The following is a 21113-nucleotide window of genomic DNA, read 5'->3' as shown; positions in this document are numbered from 1 at the left end:
CGAGCTAAATGAGCGATACTGACGGCAAGAAAACATTGGGTCTGCGCGGGGCACCTGCGCGTCCGGGCAACGTAAAGCAAAGCTTTAGCCATGGGCGGACCAAGAACGTCGTGGTCGAAACCAAACGCAAGCGCGTTGTTGTGCCCAAACCGGGCGCGGCAAAGTCCGGTGCGGCTGGGGGCGCTCCTATTGGCGATCCGTCCAAACGCCCTGCGGGCATTACAGATGCGGAAATGGCCCGCCGGCTGAAGGCTGTGCAAGCGGCCAAAGCGCGTGAGGTCGAAGAGGCCGCTGCCCGCGAAGCCGAAGAAAAGGCCCGTGCAGAGGATCGTGAACGCCGCCGCGCCGAGATCGAAGCCAAAGAAAAGGCAGAACGCGAGCGCGAAGAAAGCCTCAAGGCCAAGGCCGAAGAAGATGAACGCAAGGCCCGCGAAGCTGAGGCTGCTGCACAAGCGGCGGCTGCGGCCCCTGCCGCTGCGGCTCCTGCGGCCCGCGCGCCTGCCAACAAGCCTGCGCCAGCAGCGACACCGCGGAAAACGGATCGTGACCGCGAGGACACCAACAAAAAGAACCGCGGCGATGACAGCCGCCGGTCTGGTAAGCTGACTGTTAATCAGGCGCTTTCTGGCCGTGAAGGTGGACGCCAGCGTTCGATGGCGCAGATGAAGCGCAAGCAGGAACGCGCACGCCAAAAGGCGATGGGCGGCAGTGTCGAGCGCGAAAAGGTTATTCGTGATGTGCAGTTGCCACCGGCAATTGTTGTGTCTGAATTGGCTGCACGGATGGCCGAAAAGACAGGCGCGGTTGTCAAAGCGTTGATGAACAACGGTTTGATGGTTACGCAGAACGAAACGATTGATGCCGATACAGCGGAACTGATCATCGAGGAATTTGGCCACAAGGTGGTGCGTGTTTCCGATGCAGATGTCGAGGACGTGATCAAAGAGATCGAAGACGATGCCGCCGATCTGGTTGGTCGTCCTCCGGTCATCACGATCATGGGTCACGTTGACCACGGTAAAACATCGCTGCTCGATGCGATCCGCAACGCCAAGGTTGTTGCTGGCGAAGCAGGCGGGATCACACAGCACATTGGCGCCTATCAGGTGACCACGGATGGCGGTCAGGTGCTGTCTTTCCTTGATACGCCGGGTCACGCGGCCTTTACCTCCATGCGTTCGCGCGGCGCTCAGGTGACGGATATCGTGGTTCTGGTGGTTGCGGCGGACGACGCTGTGATGCCGCAAACCATCGAAGCGATCAATCACGCCAAAGCGGCGCAAGTGCCGATGATCGTGGCCATCAACAAGATCGACCGCCCGGCGGCTGATGCCATGAAAGTGCGTACTGATTTGCTGCAGCACGAGGTGATCGTGGAGCAGATGTCAGGTGAGGTGCAGGACGTTGAAGTTTCTGCAATCACCGGGCAAGGTCTTGATCAACTGCTCGAAGCCATCGCACTTCAGGCCGAACTGCTTGAACTGAAAGCCAACCCAGATCGCGCCGCCGTTGGTGCCGTGATCGAGGCACAGCTTGATGTGGGCCGCGGCCCGGTTGCGACTGTTCTGGTTCAGAACGGTACGCTGCGCCAAGGCGATATCTTTGTTGTGGGTGAGCAGTACGGTAAGGTCCGTGCGCTGATTGATGACAAAGGCAACCGCGTCAAGGAAGCCGGACCATCGGTTCCTGTTGAGGTTCTGGGTCTGAACGGTACGCCCGAAGCAGGTGACGTTCTGAACGTGACAGACACGGAAGCACAAGCGCGTGAGATCGCGGATTATCGTGCAAATGCGGCCAAGGACAAACGTGCCGCTGCCGGTGCGGCGACGACACTCGAACAGCTGATGGCGAATGCCAAGGCAGACGAGAACGTCAGCGAGCTGCCAATTCTGGTCAAAGCGGATGTGCAGGGTTCTGCCGAAGCGATTGTTCAGGCGATGGAGAAAATCGGCAACGACGAGGTGCGCGTGCGCGTCCTGCACTCCGGTGTTGGCGCGATCACCGAGACCGACGTTGGTCTTGCTGAGGCGTCTGGCGCACCGATCATGGGCTTTAACGTCCGTGCCAATGCGTCTGCGCGGAACACGGCGAACCAAAAGGGCGTCGAGATCCGGTATTATTCTGTGATCTACGATCTTGTGGATGACGTCAAAGCAGCGGCCTCTGGCCTGCTCAGCGCCGAGATCAAAGAAAACTTTATCGGCTATGCGTCGATCAAAGAGGTCTTCAAGGTCACTGGCGTCGGCAAAGTTGCCGGTTGTCTGGTTACCGAAGGTGTGGCGCGTCGCTCTGCCGGGGTGCGTTTGCTGCGTGACAACGTGGTGATCCATGAAGGCACGTTGAAAACACTCAAGCGTTTCAAGGACGAAGTGCCAGAGGTACAGTCCGGCCAGGAATGCGGTATGGCGTTTGAAAACTATGACGATATCCGTCCTGATGACGTGATCGAAATCTTTGAACGCGAAGAAGTGACCCGTACGCTTTCATAAGGCGGGTCACATCAAGACATCAAAAAAGGGGCTGCGGTGACGCGGCCCCTTTTTCGTTGAACAGTTTGATGACCGCTTAGTTCTTGCGGCTGACGGGTTTGCCTGCATAGACGGTGTCGTCTACTTTGACAGCAATGCGCCCATCCGGCATATCTTTTACAAAGATACCCTGAACGGACACACAGGACCCCAATGTGATGGTTCGCAGCATTTTCTTTCCCCCAAAAGAATACCTCACATTTTAGTGAACAATTTGGAAAACACCAGTCGATTGTTTCGGGGTTTTAGGCGGCTTTAACCAAATTGTGCTGATATCGAGGTCAAAGCCAATCTCGAAGGATCGGAATCAACGGGATATCGGCCGCAGGCATGGGGTAGTTCCGCAGGTCATTGGCGCGGACCCATTTCAATGCCTGATTCTCCTGCGGCACTGGCGTGCCTTCCCATTTGCGGCAGGCAAACAACGGCATCAGCAAGTGGAAATCATCATAGCTGTGGCTGGCAAAGGTCAGTGGGGCAAGGCAGGACGTCCAGGTGTTGATACCCAGTTCCTCTTCCAGCTCGCGCACCAGCGCCGCCTCGGGGGTTTCGCCGGGCTCAACCTTGCCGCCTGGAAACTCCCACAGACCGGCCATGGACTTGCCCTCTGGCCGTTGCGCCAACAGAACCCGTCCATCGACGTCGATCAGCGCAACCGCCGAAACAAGGACAACCTTCATGAACGGTAGTCCGCGTTGATCTCGATATAGCCATGGGTCAGATCACAGGTCCAAACAGTTGCAGCACCTGCGCCGAGCCCGAGATCGACACCAATACGCACGTGGTCGCCTTTCATGTGGTCAGCGGCGTCTGCTTCGGAATAATCAGGGCTGCGCCAGCCATCTTTGGCCACTTCGATATCGCCAAAGCGGATCGACAACAGATCGCGGTCCGCTGCGGCGCCGGATTTACCAATGGCCATCACAACCCGGCCCCAATTTGGGTCTTCACCTGCGATGGCGGTTTTGATCAGCGGTGAATTGGCGATGGCCATCGCGTGGGTCTTGGCATCCACAGCACTGGCCGCGCCGGTGACAGCAATCTCGACAAATTTGGTCGCGCCTTCGCCGTCTTTGACAACCTGATGCGCCAGATCGAGCATGACCCCATGCAGCGCTTCCCTGAACGCGGCGCTGCCTGACATATCGACACCTGACGCGCCCGTGGCGGCCATGATGAGGCTGTCAGAGGTGGAGGTGTCGCTATCGACCGTGATGCAATTAAAGGTGACCTCGTTAAACTCAGACACCATGGATTGCAGATCTGCCTGATCTACCTGCGCATCGGTAAAAAGGTAGACCAGCATCGTGGCCATATCCGGCGCGATCATGCCAGATCCCTTGGCGATTCCCGCGATTTGAACGGTTTTGCCGTTCTCTGTCACGCTGGCAGATGCGCCCTTAGGGAATGTGTCGGTTGTCATGATGGCCTTGGCAGCGGCAGCGATGCCGCCGGCATCCAAACCGGTGTTCAGCCCCTCAAGAACAGCCGTAATTTTATCATGCGGCAGCGGCTCGCCGATTACGCCGGTTGAGGACGTAAAAACACGGGACTGAGGCACATCACAACTGGCAGACACCGCTGCTGTGATTGCCAGAACACTTTGCACACCGCCCTGACCGGTAAAGGCGTTGGCGTTGCCTGAATTGACCAAGATTGCGGCGGGGCCATCGGCGGCGCCGCCAATCTTCTCCTGACAATCCAGAACCGGCGCGGCGCGGGTGGCAGAGCGGGTGAACACCCCTGCAATGCTGGTGCCGGGATCCAGGACCGCGAGCATCACATCTGTCCGACCTTGATACCGAACGCCCGCAGCCGTTGTTGCAAATCGCACTCCGTCAATCACTGGCAGGTTCGGGAACTGCGCAGGCGCGAGCGGTGAAACAGAGGTTATGGTCGCCATATCTTACTCAAGCCATTCAATGTTTTTGAGGATTGCAGGATCAATGCCATCTGCCGCTGCGCGGTCCACATCGGCGGCTTCGGTGATGCTGTCGATTGTGGTCTGAACGCGGGTCTGGCGAATTTGCAGTTCCAGCTCTTCGCGCACGGTGTCGAGCGCGGGCGCCTCAGTTTTGCGGGTCTCGTTCAGCATGATCACATGCCAGCCAAATTGCGTCTCTACGGGTTCGGACACTGCGCCGGGCTCCATAGCGATCACCGCAGCCTCAAAGCTGGGCACCATCATGCCTTTTCCGAACCAACCCAGCGATCCGCCGCCAGGGCCGGAGGGGCCGGTGGATTTTTCGCGGGCCATCTCGGCAAAGTCCGCGCCGCCATCCAGTTCGGCCTTAATCGCAAGCGCCTCTTCCTCGGTTTCCACCAGAATGTGAGAGGCGTTGTATTCATCGCCCTGTTCGGCGCTGGCGTATTGTTCGTCATAGGCAGCCTTGAGCGCGTCTTCATCTACGGGGCCAGCCATCACATTTTCGATCACTTCGCCCGCCACAAGCGAACGGTTTTCGTTTTCCATCGACAGTTTAACCCGCGCCGGCAGATCACCCTGATATGTGTCGGCAAGGGCGGTCTGTTGCACCAACTGGTCAAGAATACCCTTGAAAAGGATCTCATCGGGCAGCTGCTGATACTGCTCGGGCAGTGTTGCACGGGCGATGATCATGTGACCCACAGTAATCTCTGTGCCGTTCACTGTGGCAACGACGGTGTCCAACCCGGCTTCGTCCTGCGCGGCGGCAGGCAGGGCCAGACAGGCAGAAAGTGCCAATGATGCCAGAAAAGTGCGTGGTTTATGCATGGAATGTCCTATCGTTCGCCCCTCCTGGGGGGCTGCTACATTGACAGCGTTTGGTGCGGCCCTTACATCGCCCTATGGGCGCCGTTCAGACGCTCGTTCACCCATCTATCTATGGGCTGACAAGGCGCTGGGCAAGCAGATCGGCGCCAGACATTGCAACTTCGGCTGGAGAGCACATGCTGGGTATCGGAACAATCGCCAAAAAGGTCTTTGGCACACCAAACGACCGCAAGATCAAGGCGACGCGCCCGCTGGTGGCAAAGATCAACGCATTTGAGCCGGAGATCGAAAAGCTGAGCGATCAGGGTTTGATCGACAAGACGGCGGATCTGCGCCAACGCGCCCTGAATGGCGAGAGCCTTGATGATCTGCTGCCCGAAGCCTTTGCAAACTGCCGTGAGGCCGCACGCCGGACACTTGGCATTCGCGCCTTTGACACACAGATGCTCGCTGCGATCTTTTTGCACGGGGGGAACATCTCCGAGCAGAAGACGGGTGAAGGCAAAACGCTGACCGCCGCTTTGGCTGCCTATCTGAACGCGCTCACGGGAAAGGGTGTTCATGTTGTGACCGTGAACGAATATCTGGTTCAACGTGACGCGGATTGGATGGGCAAGGTTTTTGGCGCGCTTGGCATGACCACCGGCGCCGCGATTTCGCAAATGCCGGAGGCGGACAAACGTGCCGCTTATGAATGTGACATCACCTATGCCACCAACAATGAGCTGGGTTTTGATTATCTGCGCGATAACATGAAATCCAACCTCGATGAGATCCTGCAAAAACAGCATAATTTTGCAATTGTGGATGAGGTCGACAGTATCCTGATCGACGAGGCCCGGACGCCGCTGATCATTTCTGGTCCGGCGCAGGACCGGTCCGAGATGTATGTGACCGTGGATGCGCTGATCCCGTCCTTACAGCCCGAACACTACGAGCTAGACGAGAAAACCAAAAACGTGACCTTTACCGATGAGGGCAACGAATTCCTTGAGCAGCAGTTGCGTGCGCATGAGCTGCTCGAAGAAGACCAGACCCTTTATGATCCGGAAAGCACAACCATTGTTCACCACGTCAATCAGGGTTTGCGGGCGCACAAGCTGTTCCTGAAAGACCGTGACTATATCGTGCGCGACGGTGAGGTGATGCTGATCGACGAATTCACCGGACGGATGATGCAGGGCCGCCGTTTGTCGGATGGCTTGCATCAGGCGATCGAAGCCAAGGAAGGTACCTCTATCCAGCCAGAGAATGTCACCTTGGCCTCGGTGACGTTCCAGAACTATTTCCGTCTCTATGACAAATTGGCCGGGATGACAGGCACCGCCTTGACCGAAGCCGAAGAATTTGGCGAGATTTACGGGCTGGGTGTGGTTGAGATCCCGACCAACCTGCCGATTGCGCGGGTGGATGAGGATGATGCCGTTTACCGGACGGCAAACGAAAAATATCAGGCAATGATCGACAAGGTGAAAGAGGCGCATGCCAAGGGCCAGCCCTGCCTTGTCGGGACCACATCGATTGAAAAATCCGAACAGCTGAGCGTGATCCTTACCGCATCGGGCATCCCGCATAACGTTCTGAACGCCCGCCAGCACGAGCAGGAAGCGCAGATTATCGCGGACGCCGGTAAACTGGGCGCAGTGACCATCGCCACTAACATGGCGGGCCGTGGTACGGACATCCAGCTGGGCGGCAATGTTGATCTCAAGGTGCTTGAGGCGCTTGATGCAGATCCAGACGCCGATCCCGCCGCCCTGCGTGCGCGGATCGAAGCGGAACACGCAGACGAAAAGAAAAAGGTGCTGGAAGCGGGCGGGCTTTATGTTCTGGCCTCCGAACGGCACGAAAGCCGCCGCATCGACAACCAGCTGCGCGGTCGGTCTGGCCGTCAGGGTGATCCGGGGCGCACGTCGTTCTTCTTGTCTTTGGAAGATGACCTGATGCGCATTTTCGGGTCCGAGCGGCTTGAGAAAGTGCTGACGACGCTTGGCCTCAAAGAAGGTGAAGCGATCATTCACCCTTGGGTCAATAAATCGTTGGAACGGGCACAGGCCAAGGTCGAGGGCCGCAACTTTGACATCCGCAAACAGCTGTTGAAGTTCGACGATGTGATGAACGAACAGCGTAAGGTCGTCTTTGGTCAGCGCCGCGACATCATGGAAGCGGAAGACCTGAACGAGATTGTCACCGATATGCGTCATCAGGTGATTGATGACCTGATCGATACCTACATGCCGCCCAAAACCTATGCGGATCAATGGGACACCGAAGGGTTCAAAACAGCGGTTGCCGAACAGCTGAACATGGACCTGCCGATGGTTGATTGGTGTGAAGAAGAAGGCGTGGATGACGACGTGATCCGCGAACGCCTGATCGAAGCGACCGATGGCTTGATGGCGCAAAAGGCCGAAGTCTTTGGCGAAGAGAACATGCGCAACATCGAAAAGCAGCTGTTGTTGCAAGCGATTGATGGCAAGTGGCGTGATCACCTGCTGACACTGGAACACCTGCGGTCTGTTGTTGGGTTCCGCGGTTATGCGCAGCGTGATCCATTGAACGAATATAAAAACGAATCCTTCCAGCTGTTTGAAACGATGCTCGATAGCTTGCGTCAGGACGTCACGCAAAAGCTGGCCCAGATTCAGCCGATGACCGAAGAAGAGCGTGACGCGATGATGCAGGAAATGGCAGCCCGGCAGGTGGCGATGAACGATGCGGCGGCCAAGGAAACGCCCGCAGCGAGTGCCGCGCTGGATGGGTTTGTCGAGGATGACCCCTCCACTTGGGGCAATCCCGGCCGCAATGACCTATGCCCTTGTGGGTCCGGTAAGAAATTCAAGCATTGCCACGGGCGTCTGAGCTAAACATCTGACACGGCAGCGCCACATTCTGTGCCTAAACGGGTCATAAGGCGGCCCTTTTTGTTTGCGACAAGGTTCCTGAACGATTCCGTTGAAAGGAACAGGATCCATGTTGCAGACTTTTGTTTTGCAGAAAAAAGGTATCGCGACCGCGGCAGGTACATTGACCTGCGCGCTGGCCATCGGCTTTGTCATGCAAAGCACCGATACCGCGCAGCAACGCTATGGCGTGGCTGGTAATGCCATTCCGATGGTGAAAACGATTGATGCCTCTGATCCGGCCAATTCCCTGCTCGATGTGCAGGCGATCAAGCTGACCTCAGCGGAGTTTAGCAGTGCAATTGAGGTTCCGCAGTCCGACCCAGAGGTGGTCAAGGTTGCTTCGCCGAAAAGTGTTCTGCCCGAACCAGCCCTGCCAACGATGGAGATCGCAGATGCTTGTACGATTTCTGCTGTAGCACAGCCGATTGCGGCGGCGATGGTCAAGCTGAGCATGGAGGCGCCCTGTTTGCCCAATGAGCGTGTGACTGTGCATCACAACGGCATGATTTTCACTGAGACAACCACCTTTAACGGGACATTGGACCTGACAGTGCCGGCCCTGGCGACGGATGCCGTATTTATCATGGCCTTTACCAATGGTGACGGTGCTGTGGCGCAAACCATGGTCGAGGATCTTGCCGATTTTGACCGCTCGGTTCTGCAATGGAAGGGCAACACCGGGTTTCAAATCCATGCCCGTGAATTTGGCGCTGGCTATGGCGAAACGGGCCATCTGTGGGAATCGGCGCCGGGCGAGATTGCCGATGCTGTCACCGGCAATGGCGGGGTACTGACCCGGCATGGTGATACAAACGCAGGTGATCCCTTGCTGGCAGAAGTCTACAGCTTTCCCAGTGATACAAACGGTCGCTCTGGCATCATTGCCCTGAGCGTCGAAGCAGAGATCACCGAGGCCAATTGCGGGTTGGAGATTGAGGCGCAGTCGCTTGAAGTTCTTGGCGATTACTCCATCAAAACACAAAACCTGACACTGCCGGTCCCCGATTGCGACGAGATTGGTGGGTTTCTGGTGTTGAATAATCTGCTGCAAGACCTGAAACTCGCTGCCAAGTAACGCAGCGCCAGGGGTCTTAAGATGAGATTGAAATGTGCGGCGGCCTTCGCCGCATTTTTTCTGTTTGGTGCATCCGCATTGTGGGCCCAAGACGTCACGCTGACCTCGCGGGATGGCAAAGTGGAATTGAACGGAACACTCTCCGGCTTTGACGGAGAGTTTTATCGCGTGCAAACCGAATATGGTGAACTGACAGTCGACGGTTCCGGTGTGAACTGTGCCGGGCCGGGGTGCCCGAATTTGCAAGACTACGTTGCAGAAGTGCATTTGTCCGGCTCTGCGACCATGGGCGCAGTTTTGATGCCGGCCCTGATTGAGGCTTATGCCCAACGCGGCGGTTATGATGTGAGCCGCGAAACTTTGGATGCGACGCGGTTTGATCTGTTGCTGCACCGCAAAGACACAGGCAAACTGGCCGCGCGGTTTGGTTTTCGCGCTACCAATGCCGATGAAGGGTTTGCCGATCTGCTGGCTGATGAGGCTGACATCGTCATGTCCCTGCGTGAAATTCGCAATACCGAACGGATCAATGCCCGTGAGGCTGGCATGGGCGATCTGACCGGGCCGAACCGCAGCCGCGTTCTGGCGTTGGATGCGGTTGTGCCGGTGGTCGCGCCGACCAATCCGATCAAGGATATCTCGCCACTGACCCTTGCGCAGGTATTCGCAGGAAAGGTCACAAACTGGCAGGAGCTGGGCGGCCCGAACGCGCCCATTGATCTGCATTTGCCCAATTCGGCCAGCGGGTTAAGTCAGGCCATTGAGGATCAGGTGATGGTGCCTGCAAAATCCGCTCTGGCCGAACAGATCACCCGCCATGCACTGCCCGGTGCACTCGCTCAAGCCGTGGCAAAGGACAGTTTTGCCTTGGGCATCACCAGCTTTGCCGAACGGCGCAACACGCAGGTTCTGACCCTGAGCGGGAGCTGCGGGTTCTATCTGGATGCGGCGCGGCGGACGATCAAGACCGAGGACTATCCATTGACGGCGCCGATGTTCCTATATTTCCCAGCGCGGCGTTTGCCGTTGATCGCGCGGGAGTTTTTGGCCTTTACTCGTGGTCCGTCAGCACAGAATGTGATCCGCAGGGCCGGATTTGTAGATCAACGGCCGGAAGAAATTCCAGTGGATGATCAGGGCAACAGGTTTGCCAATGCAATCACTGTGGCTGGTCCCGAAACCTCCCTGCAAGAGCTGCAACGCATGATCGCCACGCTTGGCCCGATGGCGCGTTTGACGACGTCGTTCCGGTTTGAGGCAGGGTCGATTCGGCTTGATGCGCAGTCCCGTTCCAACGTGCAGCAGTTGGCGCGATCTCTGGAGCAGGGCAAGTATGATGCGCGGCAAATTCTGTTTGTTGGATTTAGTGATGGGCAGGGGGCAGCGAAGGCCAACCGTGACATCGCCCTGCGCCGCGCCGAGGCTGTCTCGCGGGCGGTAAGCGCGGCGGCTGTTACGGCCAATCTGGAACGGGTGGATCTCGGCGTTGATGCCTTTGGTGAGGCACTGCCGATGGCTTGTGATGACACCGCATGGGGCAGGCAGGCAAACCGCCGGGTTGAAGTTTGGGTGAGGTAGCATTCCTCCCGTTTAAATGAATCCCTCGGACCGCAGGCTCAATTCGCGTGATTTTCCGATGATCAGATGATCATGCAGCGTTAGCCCCAGCGCGTCACAGGCGCTCTCGATTTGATGGGTCATGTCGATATCCGCGGCAGAGGGGGTCGGATCACCAGAGGGGTGATTGTGCACGAGGATGAGCGCGGACGCGTTCAGCTCCAACGCGCGTTTGGCGACCTCACGGGGATAGACGGGCACGTGGTCCACGGTACCTTTGCCCTGCTCCTCATCCGCAATCAGCAGGTTCTTGCGGTCCAGATACAGAACGCGAAATTGTTCCGTCTCGCGGTGGGCCATTGCGATCTGGCAGTATTCCAGAAGCGCGTCCCAGCTTGATAGGATGTGTTTTTGCAGAACTTTGGCCCGCGCCATACGCTGTGCTGCGGCTTGCACGATCTTCAATTCAACGACCACGGCATCACCAACGCCGGAGATATCGCGCAAGCGGGGTTCTGGTGCTGTGATCACACGATTGAAATCGCCAAACCTGTCCATCAATGCGCGTGCAACGGGTTTGACATCGCGGCGCGGAATGGCGCGAAACAGCACCAGTTCAAGCAGCTCATAATCTGGCATGGCATCGGCGCCGCCTGCCATGAAGCGGGCCCGCAACCGGTGACGATGATCGTGAATGTATGAAGGTTGTTTGCCCTGCACAGGAGCAGTGGCAGGGGCCTCATCAAAAAGCATGGGTTGATGGGAATCAGGAAGCGCAGACATAGGAAAACACTGGACGCAGAGGGTTAGAGAAGCGTTAAGATTAACAGCGCGTGAGGGTTTGCAGTGTAATGCCAGATCGCGGCGCAAACACAGGCCGTAGAAAGAGGCGACTATGACAGCCGAGCAAGACATTCTGAACTGGCGGCGCTGGGATACACGGATCAGCCTGTCTGGGCAGCCTACGGAAGGGCAACTCAGCACGCTTGCGCAATCTGGTGTCGTGCAGATCATCAACCTTGGCCCGCACAGCAATGACGGCGCGTTGGATGATGAGGCGGCAAGTGTTGCGCAGCTCGGCATGGAATATGTTTATATCCCGGTGGATTTTTCCAATCCTACCGAAGCGGACTGGACGGTCTTTTGTGCGGCGATCGATGCGGCACCAGATGCGCCATTACATGTGCATTGCATCTACAACGCGCGGGTTTCAGCGTTTTTCTATCGCTTTGCCTTGGAAGGGCGGGGCGGCGATGTAGACATGGCATCTAAGCTGATGGATGGCATTTGGCGGCCCGGTGGGGTTTGGGCGCGATTTATCGGCAAACCAGAAGATGCGGACAAGCCAAACCGTTATCTGGGTTATGATTACAACTGACCCAAAAGAAAAGAGGCCACGGTGTGCGACCGTGGCCCCTTTTTACATTCGTTAGACCAATCGCCGGACCAATAGGTCAGCCCTTCATCGAATCCCAAAAGGATTTTACACTTGAGAAAAAGCTGCTGCTTTCGGGGTTATTCTCGGATGACAGCTCTTCAAACTCGCGCAGCAGTTCTTTCTGCTTTGATGTCAGGTTCACGGGCGTCTCAACCGCCAATTCGATGATCATGTCACCTACACCTTTGCCGCGCAGGGCTGGCATGCCTTTGCCGCGCAGGCGCATCTGGCGGCCAGATTGGCTGCCTGATGGGATGGATACGCGGCCGCGACCGCCATCAATGGTGGGCACTTCGATTGTGCCGCTCAGGGCGGCCGTGCTCATGGATACTGGCACGCGGCAGAACAGGTTTGGGCCGTCGCGATCAAACAGTTCGTGTTCCTGCACCTCGATAAAGATGTACAGATCGCCCGATGGGCCGCCGCGCATGCCTGCTTCGCCTTCGCCAGCGAGACGAATGCGTGTGCCGGTCTCGACGCCCGCTGGGATATTCACAGACAGCGACCGTTCTTTTTCAACACGGCCTGCGCCCCGGCAGGTCTTGCAGGGGTTCTTGATGGTTTGGCCCATTCCGGAACAGGTCGGGCAGGTGCGTTCAACGGTGAAGAAGCCCTGTTGCGCACGCACCTTGCCCATGCCGGAACATGTGGGGCAGGTTGTCGGCTCTGCACCGCCTTCTGCGCCTGATCCTTCGCAGCCGTCACAGGGCACGGAGGTTGGCACGTTGATAGATTTTTGCAGGCCAGAATATGCCTCTTCGAGGGAGATGCGCAGATTATAGCGCAGGTCAGATCCGCGCGCGGCACGGCGTCCACCGCCCCCGCCACCGCGTTGGCCCATAAAGTCGCCAAAGAGGTCGTCGAATACGTCGGAAAATGCGGATGAGAAATCACCCTGACCGCCACCAAAGCCGCCACCAGGACGGCCGCCACCACCCATGCCACCTTCGAATGCGGCGTGACCATAACGGTCGTAGGCTGCTTTCTTGTCGGCGTCTTTCAGCACTTCGTAGGCTTCGTTGGCCTCTTTGAACTGCGCTTCGGCATCCGGTTTATCGGCGTTGCGATCCGGGTGCAGTTCTTTGGCCTTGGTGCGATAGCCCTTTTTAATCTCGTCGGCAGAGGCCCCCTTGGCGACGCCAAGTACCTCGTAATAATCACGTTTTGCCATGGATTAAGTCCTTTTTCCGGAACGCGAAGGGCCGGCCCGTCTATCGGACCGGCCCAATCGTCAGTTCAGCGCATCAATTTACGCGCGCTTGTCATCGTCCAGATCTTCGAACTCGGCATCGACGATGTCATCGTCGCCACCAGCAGCGTCCGCCGCTTCGGGAACGTCTTCGCCTTCTTCCTGTGCGGCCTTATAGATGGCTTCGCCCAGTTTCATGGCTGCTTCGGTGACGTTCTGGATGCCGGATTTGATCTTCTCGACGTTTTCGGTTTCCAGCTCGTCTTTGAGCGCGGCAATGGCCAGTTCGATGGCTTCAACAGTTGTTGGATCCACCTTGTCCGAATGCTCTTCCACAGACTTTTCAGTCGAATGGATCAGGCTTTCGGCCTGGTTTTTGGCTTCGATCAGCTCGCGGCGTTCCTTATCCGCTTCGGCGTTCTCTTCGGCGTCCTTGACCATTTTATCGATGTCATCATCGGAGAGGCCACCAGAGGCTTGGATCGTGATCTTCTGCTCTTTCATCGTGCCTTTGTCCAAGGCACCCACAGACACGATGCCGTTGGCGTCGATGTCAAAGGTCACTTCGATCTGCGGCATGCCGCGTGGGGCAGGCGGGATGTTTTCGAGGTTGAAGGCACCGAGGATCTTGTTGTCCGCAGCCATTTCACGCTCACCCTGGAACACGCGGATTGTCACGGCGTTCTGGTTGTCTTCGGCGGTCGAGAAGACCTGGGACTTCTTCGTCGGGATCGTGGTGTTGCGGTCGATCAGACGGGTGAACACGCCGCCAAGGGTTTCGATACCCAAGGACAAGGGCGTGACGTCCAGCAGAACAACGTCTTTCACGTCACCTTGCAGAACACCGGCCTGAATGGCCGCGCCCATGGCGACAACTTCATCAGGGTTCACACCCTTGTGTGGCTCCTTGCCAAAGAATTTGGTCACTTCTTCAGTGACCTTTGGCATCCGTGTCATACCACCGACGAGGACTACCTCATCAATGTCAGACGCGGACAGACCAGCATCTTTCAGGGCGGCGGCGCAGGGTTTCATCGACGCTTTGATCAGATCGCCAACAAGGCTTTCCAGTTTGGCACGAGTCAGCTTCATCACCATGTGCAGCGGCGAGCCGTCTTTGCCCATGGAAATAAACGGTTGGTTGATCTCGGTCTGGGAGGACGAGGACAGCTCGATCTTGGCTTTTTCAGCAGCTTCTTTCAGACGCTGCAGCGCCATTTTGTCTTTGGTCAGATCAACGGAATGCTCTTTTTTGAACTCACCCGCGAGGTAGTTCACGATGCGCATGTCAAAGTCTTCACCGCCGAGGAATGTGTCACCGTTGGTGGATTTCACTTCGAACAGGCCATCGTCGATTTCGAGGATGGTCACGTCGAATGTACCGCCGCCAAGGTCATAGACCGCGATGGTTTGCGTGTTTTCTTTGTCCAGACCATAGGCCAGCGCGGCAGCTGTTGGTTCGTTGATGATGCGCAACACTTCGAGGCCGGCAATTTTACCGGCGTCTTTGGTCGCCTGACGCTGGGCGTCGTTGAAATACGCAGGCACAGTGATGACCGCCTGGGTCACTTCTTCGCCGAGGTAGCTTTCGGCGGTTTCTTTCATCTTACCCAGGATGAAGGCAGAGATCTGCGAAGGGGAGTATTTCTCACCCTTGGCTTCGACCCATGCGTCGCCGTTGCCGCCGTCAATCACGTTGAAAGGCAGGTTTTTCTTGTCTTTGGCAAGATCTGCGTCGTCGTTGCGGCGGCCGATCAGGCGCTTAACACCAAAGATGGTGTTGTCAGGGTTGGTGACGGCCTGACGTTTTGCAGGCTGGCCCACCAGACGCTCGTCATCCATAAAGGCGACGATAGATGGGGTTGTACGTGCGCCCTCTGCGTTTTCGATCACGCGGGGCTGGCTGCCGTCCATGATGGCGATGCAGCTGTTGGTTGTTCCAAGGTCAATACCAATTACTTTGGCCATGTTTTCGATCCCTCATTTTATTCAAGGCGATGACACGAGGCATAAGGCCCGGTTCGGCACCTCTGCTCCGATCTGTGGTGAGACTGAAAGCAGGACTGCCTTCAGCGGTTCGGAGGGTATATAAGGAGCGCAAATGCACCCTGCAACCATTGCAAAGCACCTCAGAGAAGGAATCTGCATGGATTTTTGCAAAGAACGTAACGATCAGGACCGATATGACACTTTTGCGGATCAGAGAGGTCGATGTTCACAAAGAGTTCCTTGATCCCGCTGCGCAGGGGGAGGTGGTGGATGTGATTAGGAAGGTGGCCGAGCAAGCACCGTTTTTCCGGCCCGATACCCCCTATGGCAAGCCGATGTCCGTGCGGATGACGGCGGCAGGGCGGTTCGGTTGGTTCAGTGATCGGCGTGGCTATCGCTATGTGGAGCAGCACCCGCAGGGGGTGGCGTGGCCTGCCATTCCTGATCCGGTTCTGGCGATCTGGGATGCGGTGACAGGGCTAGAGCGGCGGCCGGAGTGTTGTTTGATCAATTACTATGGATCGGGCGCCAGGATGGGGGTGCATCAGGATCGGGATGAGGCCAGTTTTGATTGGCCTGTTGTGTCTGTTTCGCTGGGCGATGATGCGCTGTTCCGGATTGGCAACACCACCCGCGGCGGCAAGACAGAATCGGCTTGGTTGCAATCGGGCGATGTGGTCGTGATGGGTGGTGCGGCGCGGCTGATTTATCACGGGGTGGACCGGGTGCGGGATGGATCATCGACCTTGCTGCCCAAAGGCGGCCGGATCAATCTAACGCTGCGCGTGGTGGAATAGACGACTTCCTTAAAGAAACTGGGCTGGAATTTTAAAAATTCCATTGCTCCAAAATCAACGTTGATCACCTGTTATCGCCGTGCGTTCCAGCTGAGCGAGGCGTGTTTGCGGGTGTAAAACTCGCCCATTAGCCCAATCATCACCAGCACCATTCCGACCCAGATGGGATATTCCCAAGAGCTGTAGCGCGGATAGTAATTGATAAAAACATATCCCCGCGCTTGATCAATGCAGTGAAACAGCGGGTTCCAGTCAAACATGGCCAGCATGAACCCCGGCAGGGTGTTGGCGACAAACATCTTGCCCGAGGCAATCATATTGGCCCGCTGGTAGACCGTCATCAAAACACCGGTGACCGCCGGAAACCAGGGTTTGACCGCCAGTACAACCAACCCCAACGCGCAGCCGGTAAACCAGGCAATCAACAGCATGCCATAGGCCGCGGCCGGTTGTTCAATTTCCAAGGGCTTGTATCCGACATGATAGCCAAACAGGATCAGGAACAGTGACAGCGATTGAATATAGAGCGAGCCAAGCGCGGCAGAGGTGATCGAGATGATCGTGGTCATCGGCGCATGCTGCATCATCGCGCTCGCTGGCCCTTCGGACCCGGCGACAGCGCCAAGAGATTTGGTGTGGGTCAGATAGAGGAAGATCCCTGACATAATATACAGCAGGAAATCCCCACGCAGTGCAGCAGACCGCATGCCGAGGATCGAGAACATGATAAAGAACGCGGCGACAAACATCATCGCCTGTGACACGTTGATAAAGATCGCCACAAAGGCATTGTTGTGCTGCTTGCGCACACTGCGGACGATCGAATGATAGACCAGTTCGGCCATGGCAATGGCCGAGGCAAAGCTGCCCTTGGGCTTGCGGGTCGACTGGAACATGCGTTGCTGTCCTCTGCTCATGATATGTTTGCACGGAATTCTTGCTGTTCCGTTACCCCCGCAGCATAAGAGGAGTGAGCAAACTAATCAATCAAAGCCGAGGAATGCAGCAGATGGATTACGAGAAACTGGTCACCGTGATGCGCAGGCTGTCACTGGAGGCGGGTGACAAGATCATGGAAATCTATGGTCGTGATGATTTTGAGGTAAAATCAAAATCCGACGATAGCCCTGTCACTGCGGCGGATGAGGCGGCGGATGCGATCATTTCGGCGGGGTTGCGGGCCGCCTTTCCAGATGTCGCGCTAATCACCGAGGAACAGGCCGCCACCCATTCATTGGATGTTGATACATTCTTAATTGTTGATCCGCTTGATGGGACCAAAGAATTCATTCATCGGCGCGGGGATTTCACCGTGAACATCGCGTTGGTGGAAAAGGGCGTGCCGACCCTTGGCGTGGTTTATGCCCCGGCAAAAGGACGGATGTTCTTTACCCGCGCGGATGGTCAATCAGTTGAGGAAACTGGTGTCTTGGGTAAGGATACTCCTGGCGATCTGTCGCCGATCCATGTGGCCAAATCGGACAATGCCGCGTTGATGGTTGTGGCGTCCAAATCGCACCGGGATGAACAAACCGACGATTACATCGCCAAATATAAAGTGCGGGATATGACCAGCGCCGGATCCTCGCTGAAGTTCTGTTTGGTGGCGACCGGGGAGGCGGATCTTTACCCGCGCCTTGGCCGCACGATGGAATGGGACACCGCCGCAGGTCACGCGGTGCTAAGCGGTGCGGGTGGTGTAGTGGTGCGCCATGATGATCTGTCGCCGCTGACCTACGGAAAGGCAGATTTTGCCAACCCGTTCTTTATCGCCCATGCCGCCAATGTGGAGTTGAAACCCGCCTGATGTCTGTTTTGATTGTCATTCCCGCCCGCTATGCCTCCACCCGCTATCCTGGCAAACCGCTTGTGGCGCTCAAAGGGGCAGGCGGCGCATCGCGCAGTTTGATCGAACGATCCTGGCTTGCAGCCAGCGAGGTGCACGGTGTCGATCGGGTGGTGGTTGCAACCGATGATGACCGGATCAAAGACGCCGCAGAAGGGTTCGGCGCTGAGGTTGTGATGACGTCCTCTGATTGTGTGAACGGAACCGAGCGTTGCGCCGAGGCGCACACGGTGCTGGGCGGTGGGTTTGATATCGTTGTGAACCTGCAAGGCGATGCCCCGCTGACGCCGCATTGGTTTGTCGAGGATTTGGTGACAGGGCTGCAATCGAACCCGCAGGCCGAGATCGCAACGCCGGTTTTGCGCTGTGACGGTGCCGCATTGAACAGCCTGCTGGCCGATCGAAAAGCCGACCGTGTGGGCGGCACAACAGCGGTATTTGCGGCGAACCATCAGGCGCTTTATTTCTCCAAAGAGGTCGTGCCATTCACCTCCGAAGTTTACGGCGACGATGCGCCAACGCCGGTGTTCCACCATGTGGGCGTTTATGCCTACCGCCCCGATGCCTTGGCAGCGTATCCATCATGGACAGCCGGCCCGTTGGAGCAATTGGAGGGGTTGGAGCAGTTGCGGTTTATGGAAAACGGACGCTCCGTTCTTTGCGTGGAGGTTGAGGCCAAAGGCCGCGCCTTTTGGGAGCTGAACAACCCCGAAGATGTGCCAAAAATCGAAGCGATGATGGCGCAGATGGGTCTTGAATGACGCAACCTCCGGCCAGTGTTGTTATTGTCAGCCGTGGCCGGGCAGAGGCACTCAAGCGATGTCTGATCGGGGTGTCTCAGCTTCAATATGATCCGTTTGAGGTTGTCGTGGTTGCAGATGCCGCCGGGATCGCTGCGATGCAGGATCTCCCATTCGCAAACGATGTGAAGCAGGTGCCTTTTGATGAGGCCAATATCTCGGCGGCGCGTAATCTGGGGGTGACCCACGCGGCGGGCGAGATCATTGTGTTCATTGACGATGATGCCGTGCCAGAGCCGCAATGGCTGTTGCATCTGTTGGCGCCGTTTGATCATCCTGAGGTAGCAGCGACAGGCGGCTTTGTGCGTGGGCGCAACGGAATTTCATTCCAATGGAAGGCGCGGGGGGTCGGCCCGCTTGGCGATGCGTATGATCTGGACGTGAATGCAGAGCAAGCGACGATTTTGCACCCAGCCCAAGGTCAGGCGATCAAGACCGAAGGCACCAATATGGCGTTTCGGCGTGATGTTTTGGTTGATCTCGGCGGGTTTGATCCGGCCTTCCACTACTTTTTGGATGAGACCGATCTGAATATGCGTCTGGCACAGGCAGGCCATGCAACGGCGCTGGTGCCCTTGGCAGAGGTGCATCATGGCTTTGCAGAAAACGCGCTGCGCCGGGCCGATAGGGTGCCGCGCGATCTGTTTGATATCGGCGCGAGCTGGGCGGTTTTCCAGCGTAAACATGTGCCCTCTGCCCTCCAAGAGGATCAATGGAAACGTCTGAAAGCAGATGAGCGCAAGAGACTGTTGCGTCACATGGTGCGCGGATCGCTTGAGCCGCAAGATGTTGGTCGTTTGATGCGGCGGCTGAATGAGGGCTATGCAGAAGGATCTGTGCGGGCAATTGGGGGTGCTACCCTGCCGCGCCATCCCGCAGCGGGGTTTCAGCGGTTTCCAGCGCGCGGGCGCCCCTCAATTGTGATCCCGTCCCGGCCCATTTGGTTTGCCAAGGATTATCAGAATGCAGTGGATATGGTGAAAAAGGGTGACATTGTCACCGTGATGTCGCTGTCGCCAAGTGCTATGTTTCATAAGGTCTTGTTTACCAAGGATGGAGTATGGCTTCAAAAAGGCGGGCTGTTCGGAAGATCGGACCGGAACGCACCGTTGTTTCGGCTGACATCTAGATCACGTCGCCTTGAAAAAGAGCGGAGCCGAGTTGCCAGACAACGCGGATTGCGCGAAGACTGCTAAAACAGGATGAAAATTGGTCGGAAAATGCAATTCCGGCACGGTTTGGCCAAGCTTTGGCCCAAATTTGAATAAATAATAAGATGGCATAAGCTACGGCAACAGAGCATTAGGAAACGCAATGCGTAAGAAAGTAACAAAAGCGATCTTTCCGGTTGCAGGCATGGGCACCCGGTTTTTGCCAGCTACAAAATCCGTTCCCAAGGAAATCATGACCTTGGTGGATCGGCCATTGATCCAATACGCGATTGACGAGGCCCGCGCGGCGGGCATCAAGGAATTCATCTTTGTTACCTCGCGCGGCAAAGGTGCGCTTGAGGATTACTTTGATCACGCGCCCCAGCTTGAGCAGGAGCTGCGCAAAAAGAACAAGACTGAGCTGCTTGAGACGCTCAAAAACACCAATATGGAAAGCGGCGCGATTGCCTATATCCGTCAGCACAAGGCGCTTGGCCTTGGTCATGCGGTCTGGTGTGCGCGGCGTCTGATCGGCGACGAACCTTTTGCGGTGATCCTGCCTGATGATGTCATTGCGGCGGACAAACCCTGCTTGCAGCAGATGGTCGAAGCTTACGCGGAAACTGGCGGTAACATGGTTGCCGCAATGGAAGTTGAACCCTCACGCACGTCGTCTTATGGCGTTTTGGATGTGTCTGATGACATGGGCCAGATGGTGAAAGTGAAAGGCATGGTCGAAAAGCCCAAGGCCGAAGACGCGCCATCCAATCTGGCGGTGATCGGGCGGTACATCCTGTCTCCGACCGTTTTGCAGAACCTCAATCAGATCAAATCCGGTTCAGGCGGTGAGATCCAGCTGACCGACGCGATTGCCAAAGATATTGAACTGGACCGCAATGTTTATGGTTACCGGTTCCGGGGTCAACGGTTTGACTGCGGGTCGAAATCCGGTTTCTTGCAAGCAACTGTGGCATTTGGTCTGGCCCGCGAAGAATTGCGTGACGATCTGCGTAGTTACCTGCAAAGTGTGATGCAAATCGACAGGGCTGCGCAGTAAGTAATATCAGCCGGGGGGCTAAAGG

At 56.8% G+C, this 21113-nt stretch carries 18 protein-coding genes; 10 read left to right on the top strand and 8 right to left on the bottom strand.

Features of this window, described 5'->3' with window-relative positions; translation table 11 throughout:
• Positions 1-8 precede the first annotated feature (8 nt).
• Positions 9-2489, top strand: a complete 2481-nt coding sequence (gene infB / locus C8N31_RS02585) for a translation initiation factor IF-2 (RefSeq protein WP_025047388.1) — start codon at positions 9-11, stop codon at positions 2487-2489.
• A gap of 76 nt (positions 2490-2565) precedes the next feature.
• Here infB and C8N31_RS20615 read toward each other — a convergent pair whose 3' ends face one another.
• The 4 genes from C8N31_RS20615 to C8N31_RS02570 all read right to left on the bottom strand — a co-directional run bounded on the left by C8N31_RS20615 (position 2566) and on the right by C8N31_RS02570 (position 5283).
• Positions 2566-2700 carry a hypothetical protein gene (locus C8N31_RS20615; protein ID WP_025047387.1) on the bottom strand — a complete coding sequence of 45 codons (135 nt, stop codon included), beginning with the start codon at positions 2698-2700 and terminating at the stop codon, positions 2566-2568.
• 109 nt (positions 2701-2809) lie between these two features.
• Complete coding sequence (locus C8N31_RS02580) at positions 2810-3208, bottom strand: (deoxy)nucleoside triphosphate pyrophosphohydrolase (protein ID WP_025047386.1); 399 nt, start codon at positions 3206-3208, stop codon at positions 2810-2812.
• The gene (gene argJ, locus C8N31_RS02575; protein ID WP_025047385.1) at positions 3205-4431 is read right to left on the bottom strand and encodes a bifunctional glutamate N-acetyltransferase/amino-acid acetyltransferase ArgJ; all 1227 of its coding nucleotides are present in this window, start codon (positions 4429-4431) and stop codon (positions 3205-3207) included. Before argJ ends, C8N31_RS02580 begins: the two co-directional genes overlap by 4 nt.
• A 3-nt stretch (positions 4432-4434) precedes the next feature.
• The gene (locus tag C8N31_RS02570) at positions 4435-5283 is read right to left on the bottom strand and encodes a peptidylprolyl isomerase (RefSeq protein WP_025047384.1); all 849 of its coding nucleotides are present in this window, start codon (positions 5281-5283) and stop codon (positions 4435-4437) included.
• A 176-nt stretch (positions 5284-5459) separates the two neighbouring features.
• On the opposite strand from C8N31_RS02570, the gene secA reads away from it, so the two are divergent.
• The 3 genes from secA to C8N31_RS02555 all read left to right on the top strand — a co-directional run bounded on the left by secA (position 5460) and on the right by C8N31_RS02555 (position 10842).
• The gene (secA, locus tag C8N31_RS02565) at positions 5460-8150 is read left to right on the top strand and encodes a preprotein translocase subunit SecA (RefSeq protein ID WP_025047383.1); all 2691 of its coding nucleotides are present in this window, start codon (positions 5460-5462) and stop codon (positions 8148-8150) included.
• Between the two features lie 106 nt (positions 8151-8256).
• Positions 8257-9264 carry a hypothetical protein gene (locus tag C8N31_RS02560; protein ID WP_025047382.1) on the top strand — a complete coding sequence of 336 codons (1008 nt, stop codon included), beginning with the start codon at positions 8257-8259 and terminating at the stop codon, positions 9262-9264.
• 21 nt (positions 9265-9285) lie between these two features.
• The gene (locus tag C8N31_RS02555; protein WP_025047381.1) at positions 9286-10842 is read left to right on the top strand and encodes a substrate-binding domain-containing protein; all 1557 of its coding nucleotides are present in this window, start codon (positions 9286-9288) and stop codon (positions 10840-10842) included.
• Positions 10843-10854: 12 nt separating this feature from the next.
• On the opposite strand, the gene radC is transcribed toward C8N31_RS02555, so the two are convergent.
• Positions 10855-11574, bottom strand: a complete 720-nt coding sequence (gene radC / locus C8N31_RS02550; protein WP_231476706.1) for a RadC family protein — start codon at positions 11572-11574, stop codon at positions 10855-10857.
• A 142-nt stretch (positions 11575-11716) separates the two neighbouring features.
• Here radC and C8N31_RS02545 point away from each other — a divergent pair, with 142 nt between their 5' ends.
• A complete protein-coding gene (locus tag C8N31_RS02545) occupies positions 11717-12199 on the top strand; it encodes a protein tyrosine phosphatase family protein (RefSeq protein WP_025047379.1) in 483 nt (160 codons plus the stop codon).
• A gap of 76 nt (positions 12200-12275) precedes the next feature.
• Here C8N31_RS02545 and dnaJ read toward each other — a convergent pair whose 3' ends face one another.
• Together dnaJ and dnaK are read right to left on the bottom strand one after the other, a co-directional pair.
• Positions 12276-13430 carry a molecular chaperone DnaJ gene (dnaJ, locus tag C8N31_RS02540; protein WP_025047378.1) on the bottom strand — a complete coding sequence of 385 codons (1155 nt, stop codon included), beginning with the start codon at positions 13428-13430 and terminating at the stop codon, positions 12276-12278.
• Positions 13431-13508: 78 nt separating this feature from the next.
• Positions 13509-15416, bottom strand: coding sequence for a molecular chaperone DnaK (gene dnaK / locus C8N31_RS02535; protein ID WP_025047377.1), 1908 nt, complete (start codon positions 15414-15416; stop codon positions 13509-13511).
• A 215-nt stretch (positions 15417-15631) separates the two neighbouring features.
• On the opposite strand from dnaK, the gene C8N31_RS02530 reads away from it, so the two are divergent.
• Positions 15632-16234, top strand: a complete 603-nt coding sequence (locus C8N31_RS02530) for an alpha-ketoglutarate-dependent dioxygenase AlkB family protein (RefSeq protein ID WP_025047376.1) — start codon at positions 15632-15634, stop codon at positions 16232-16234.
• A 71-nt stretch (positions 16235-16305) separates the two neighbouring features.
• Here the strand turns inward: C8N31_RS02530 and C8N31_RS02525 are convergent, their stop codons facing one another.
• Positions 16306-17130, bottom strand: coding sequence for an ABC transporter permease (locus C8N31_RS02525; protein ID WP_025047375.1), 825 nt, complete (start codon positions 17128-17130; stop codon positions 16306-16308).
• A 113-nt stretch (positions 17131-17243) separates the two neighbouring features.
• On the opposite strand from C8N31_RS02525, the gene cysQ reads away from it, so the two are divergent.
• From cysQ to galU, 4 genes are all read left to right on the top strand, one after another.
• A complete protein-coding gene (gene cysQ, locus C8N31_RS02520; protein WP_025047374.1) occupies positions 17244-18041 on the top strand; it encodes a 3'(2'),5'-bisphosphate nucleotidase CysQ in 798 nt (265 codons plus the stop codon).
• Positions 18041-18841 (top strand): 3-deoxy-manno-octulosonate cytidylyltransferase, encoded by an 801-nt coding sequence (locus tag C8N31_RS02515; protein ID WP_025047373.1) that lies wholly within the window; start codon positions 18041-18043, stop codon positions 18839-18841. The genes cysQ and C8N31_RS02515 overlap by 1 nt, the downstream gene beginning before the upstream one ends.
• Complete coding sequence (locus C8N31_RS02510; RefSeq protein ID WP_025047372.1) at positions 18838-20076, top strand: glycosyltransferase family 2 protein; 1239 nt, start codon at positions 18838-18840, stop codon at positions 20074-20076. The genes C8N31_RS02515 and C8N31_RS02510 overlap by 4 nt, the downstream gene beginning before the upstream one ends.
• 118 nt (positions 20077-20194) lie before the next feature.
• A complete protein-coding gene (galU, locus tag C8N31_RS02505) occupies positions 20195-21088 on the top strand; it encodes a UTP--glucose-1-phosphate uridylyltransferase GalU (RefSeq protein WP_025047371.1) in 894 nt (297 codons plus the stop codon).
• Positions 21089-21113: the final 25 nt, after the last annotated feature.

The sequence above is a fragment of the Sulfitobacter mediterraneus genome, assembly GCF_003054325.1.
Lineage (GTDB): Bacteria > Pseudomonadota > Alphaproteobacteria > Rhodobacterales > Rhodobacteraceae > Sulfitobacter > Sulfitobacter mediterraneus.
Note: the sequence above shows the minus strand (reverse complement) of the source record. Positions and strands in the feature narration are given on the sequence as shown.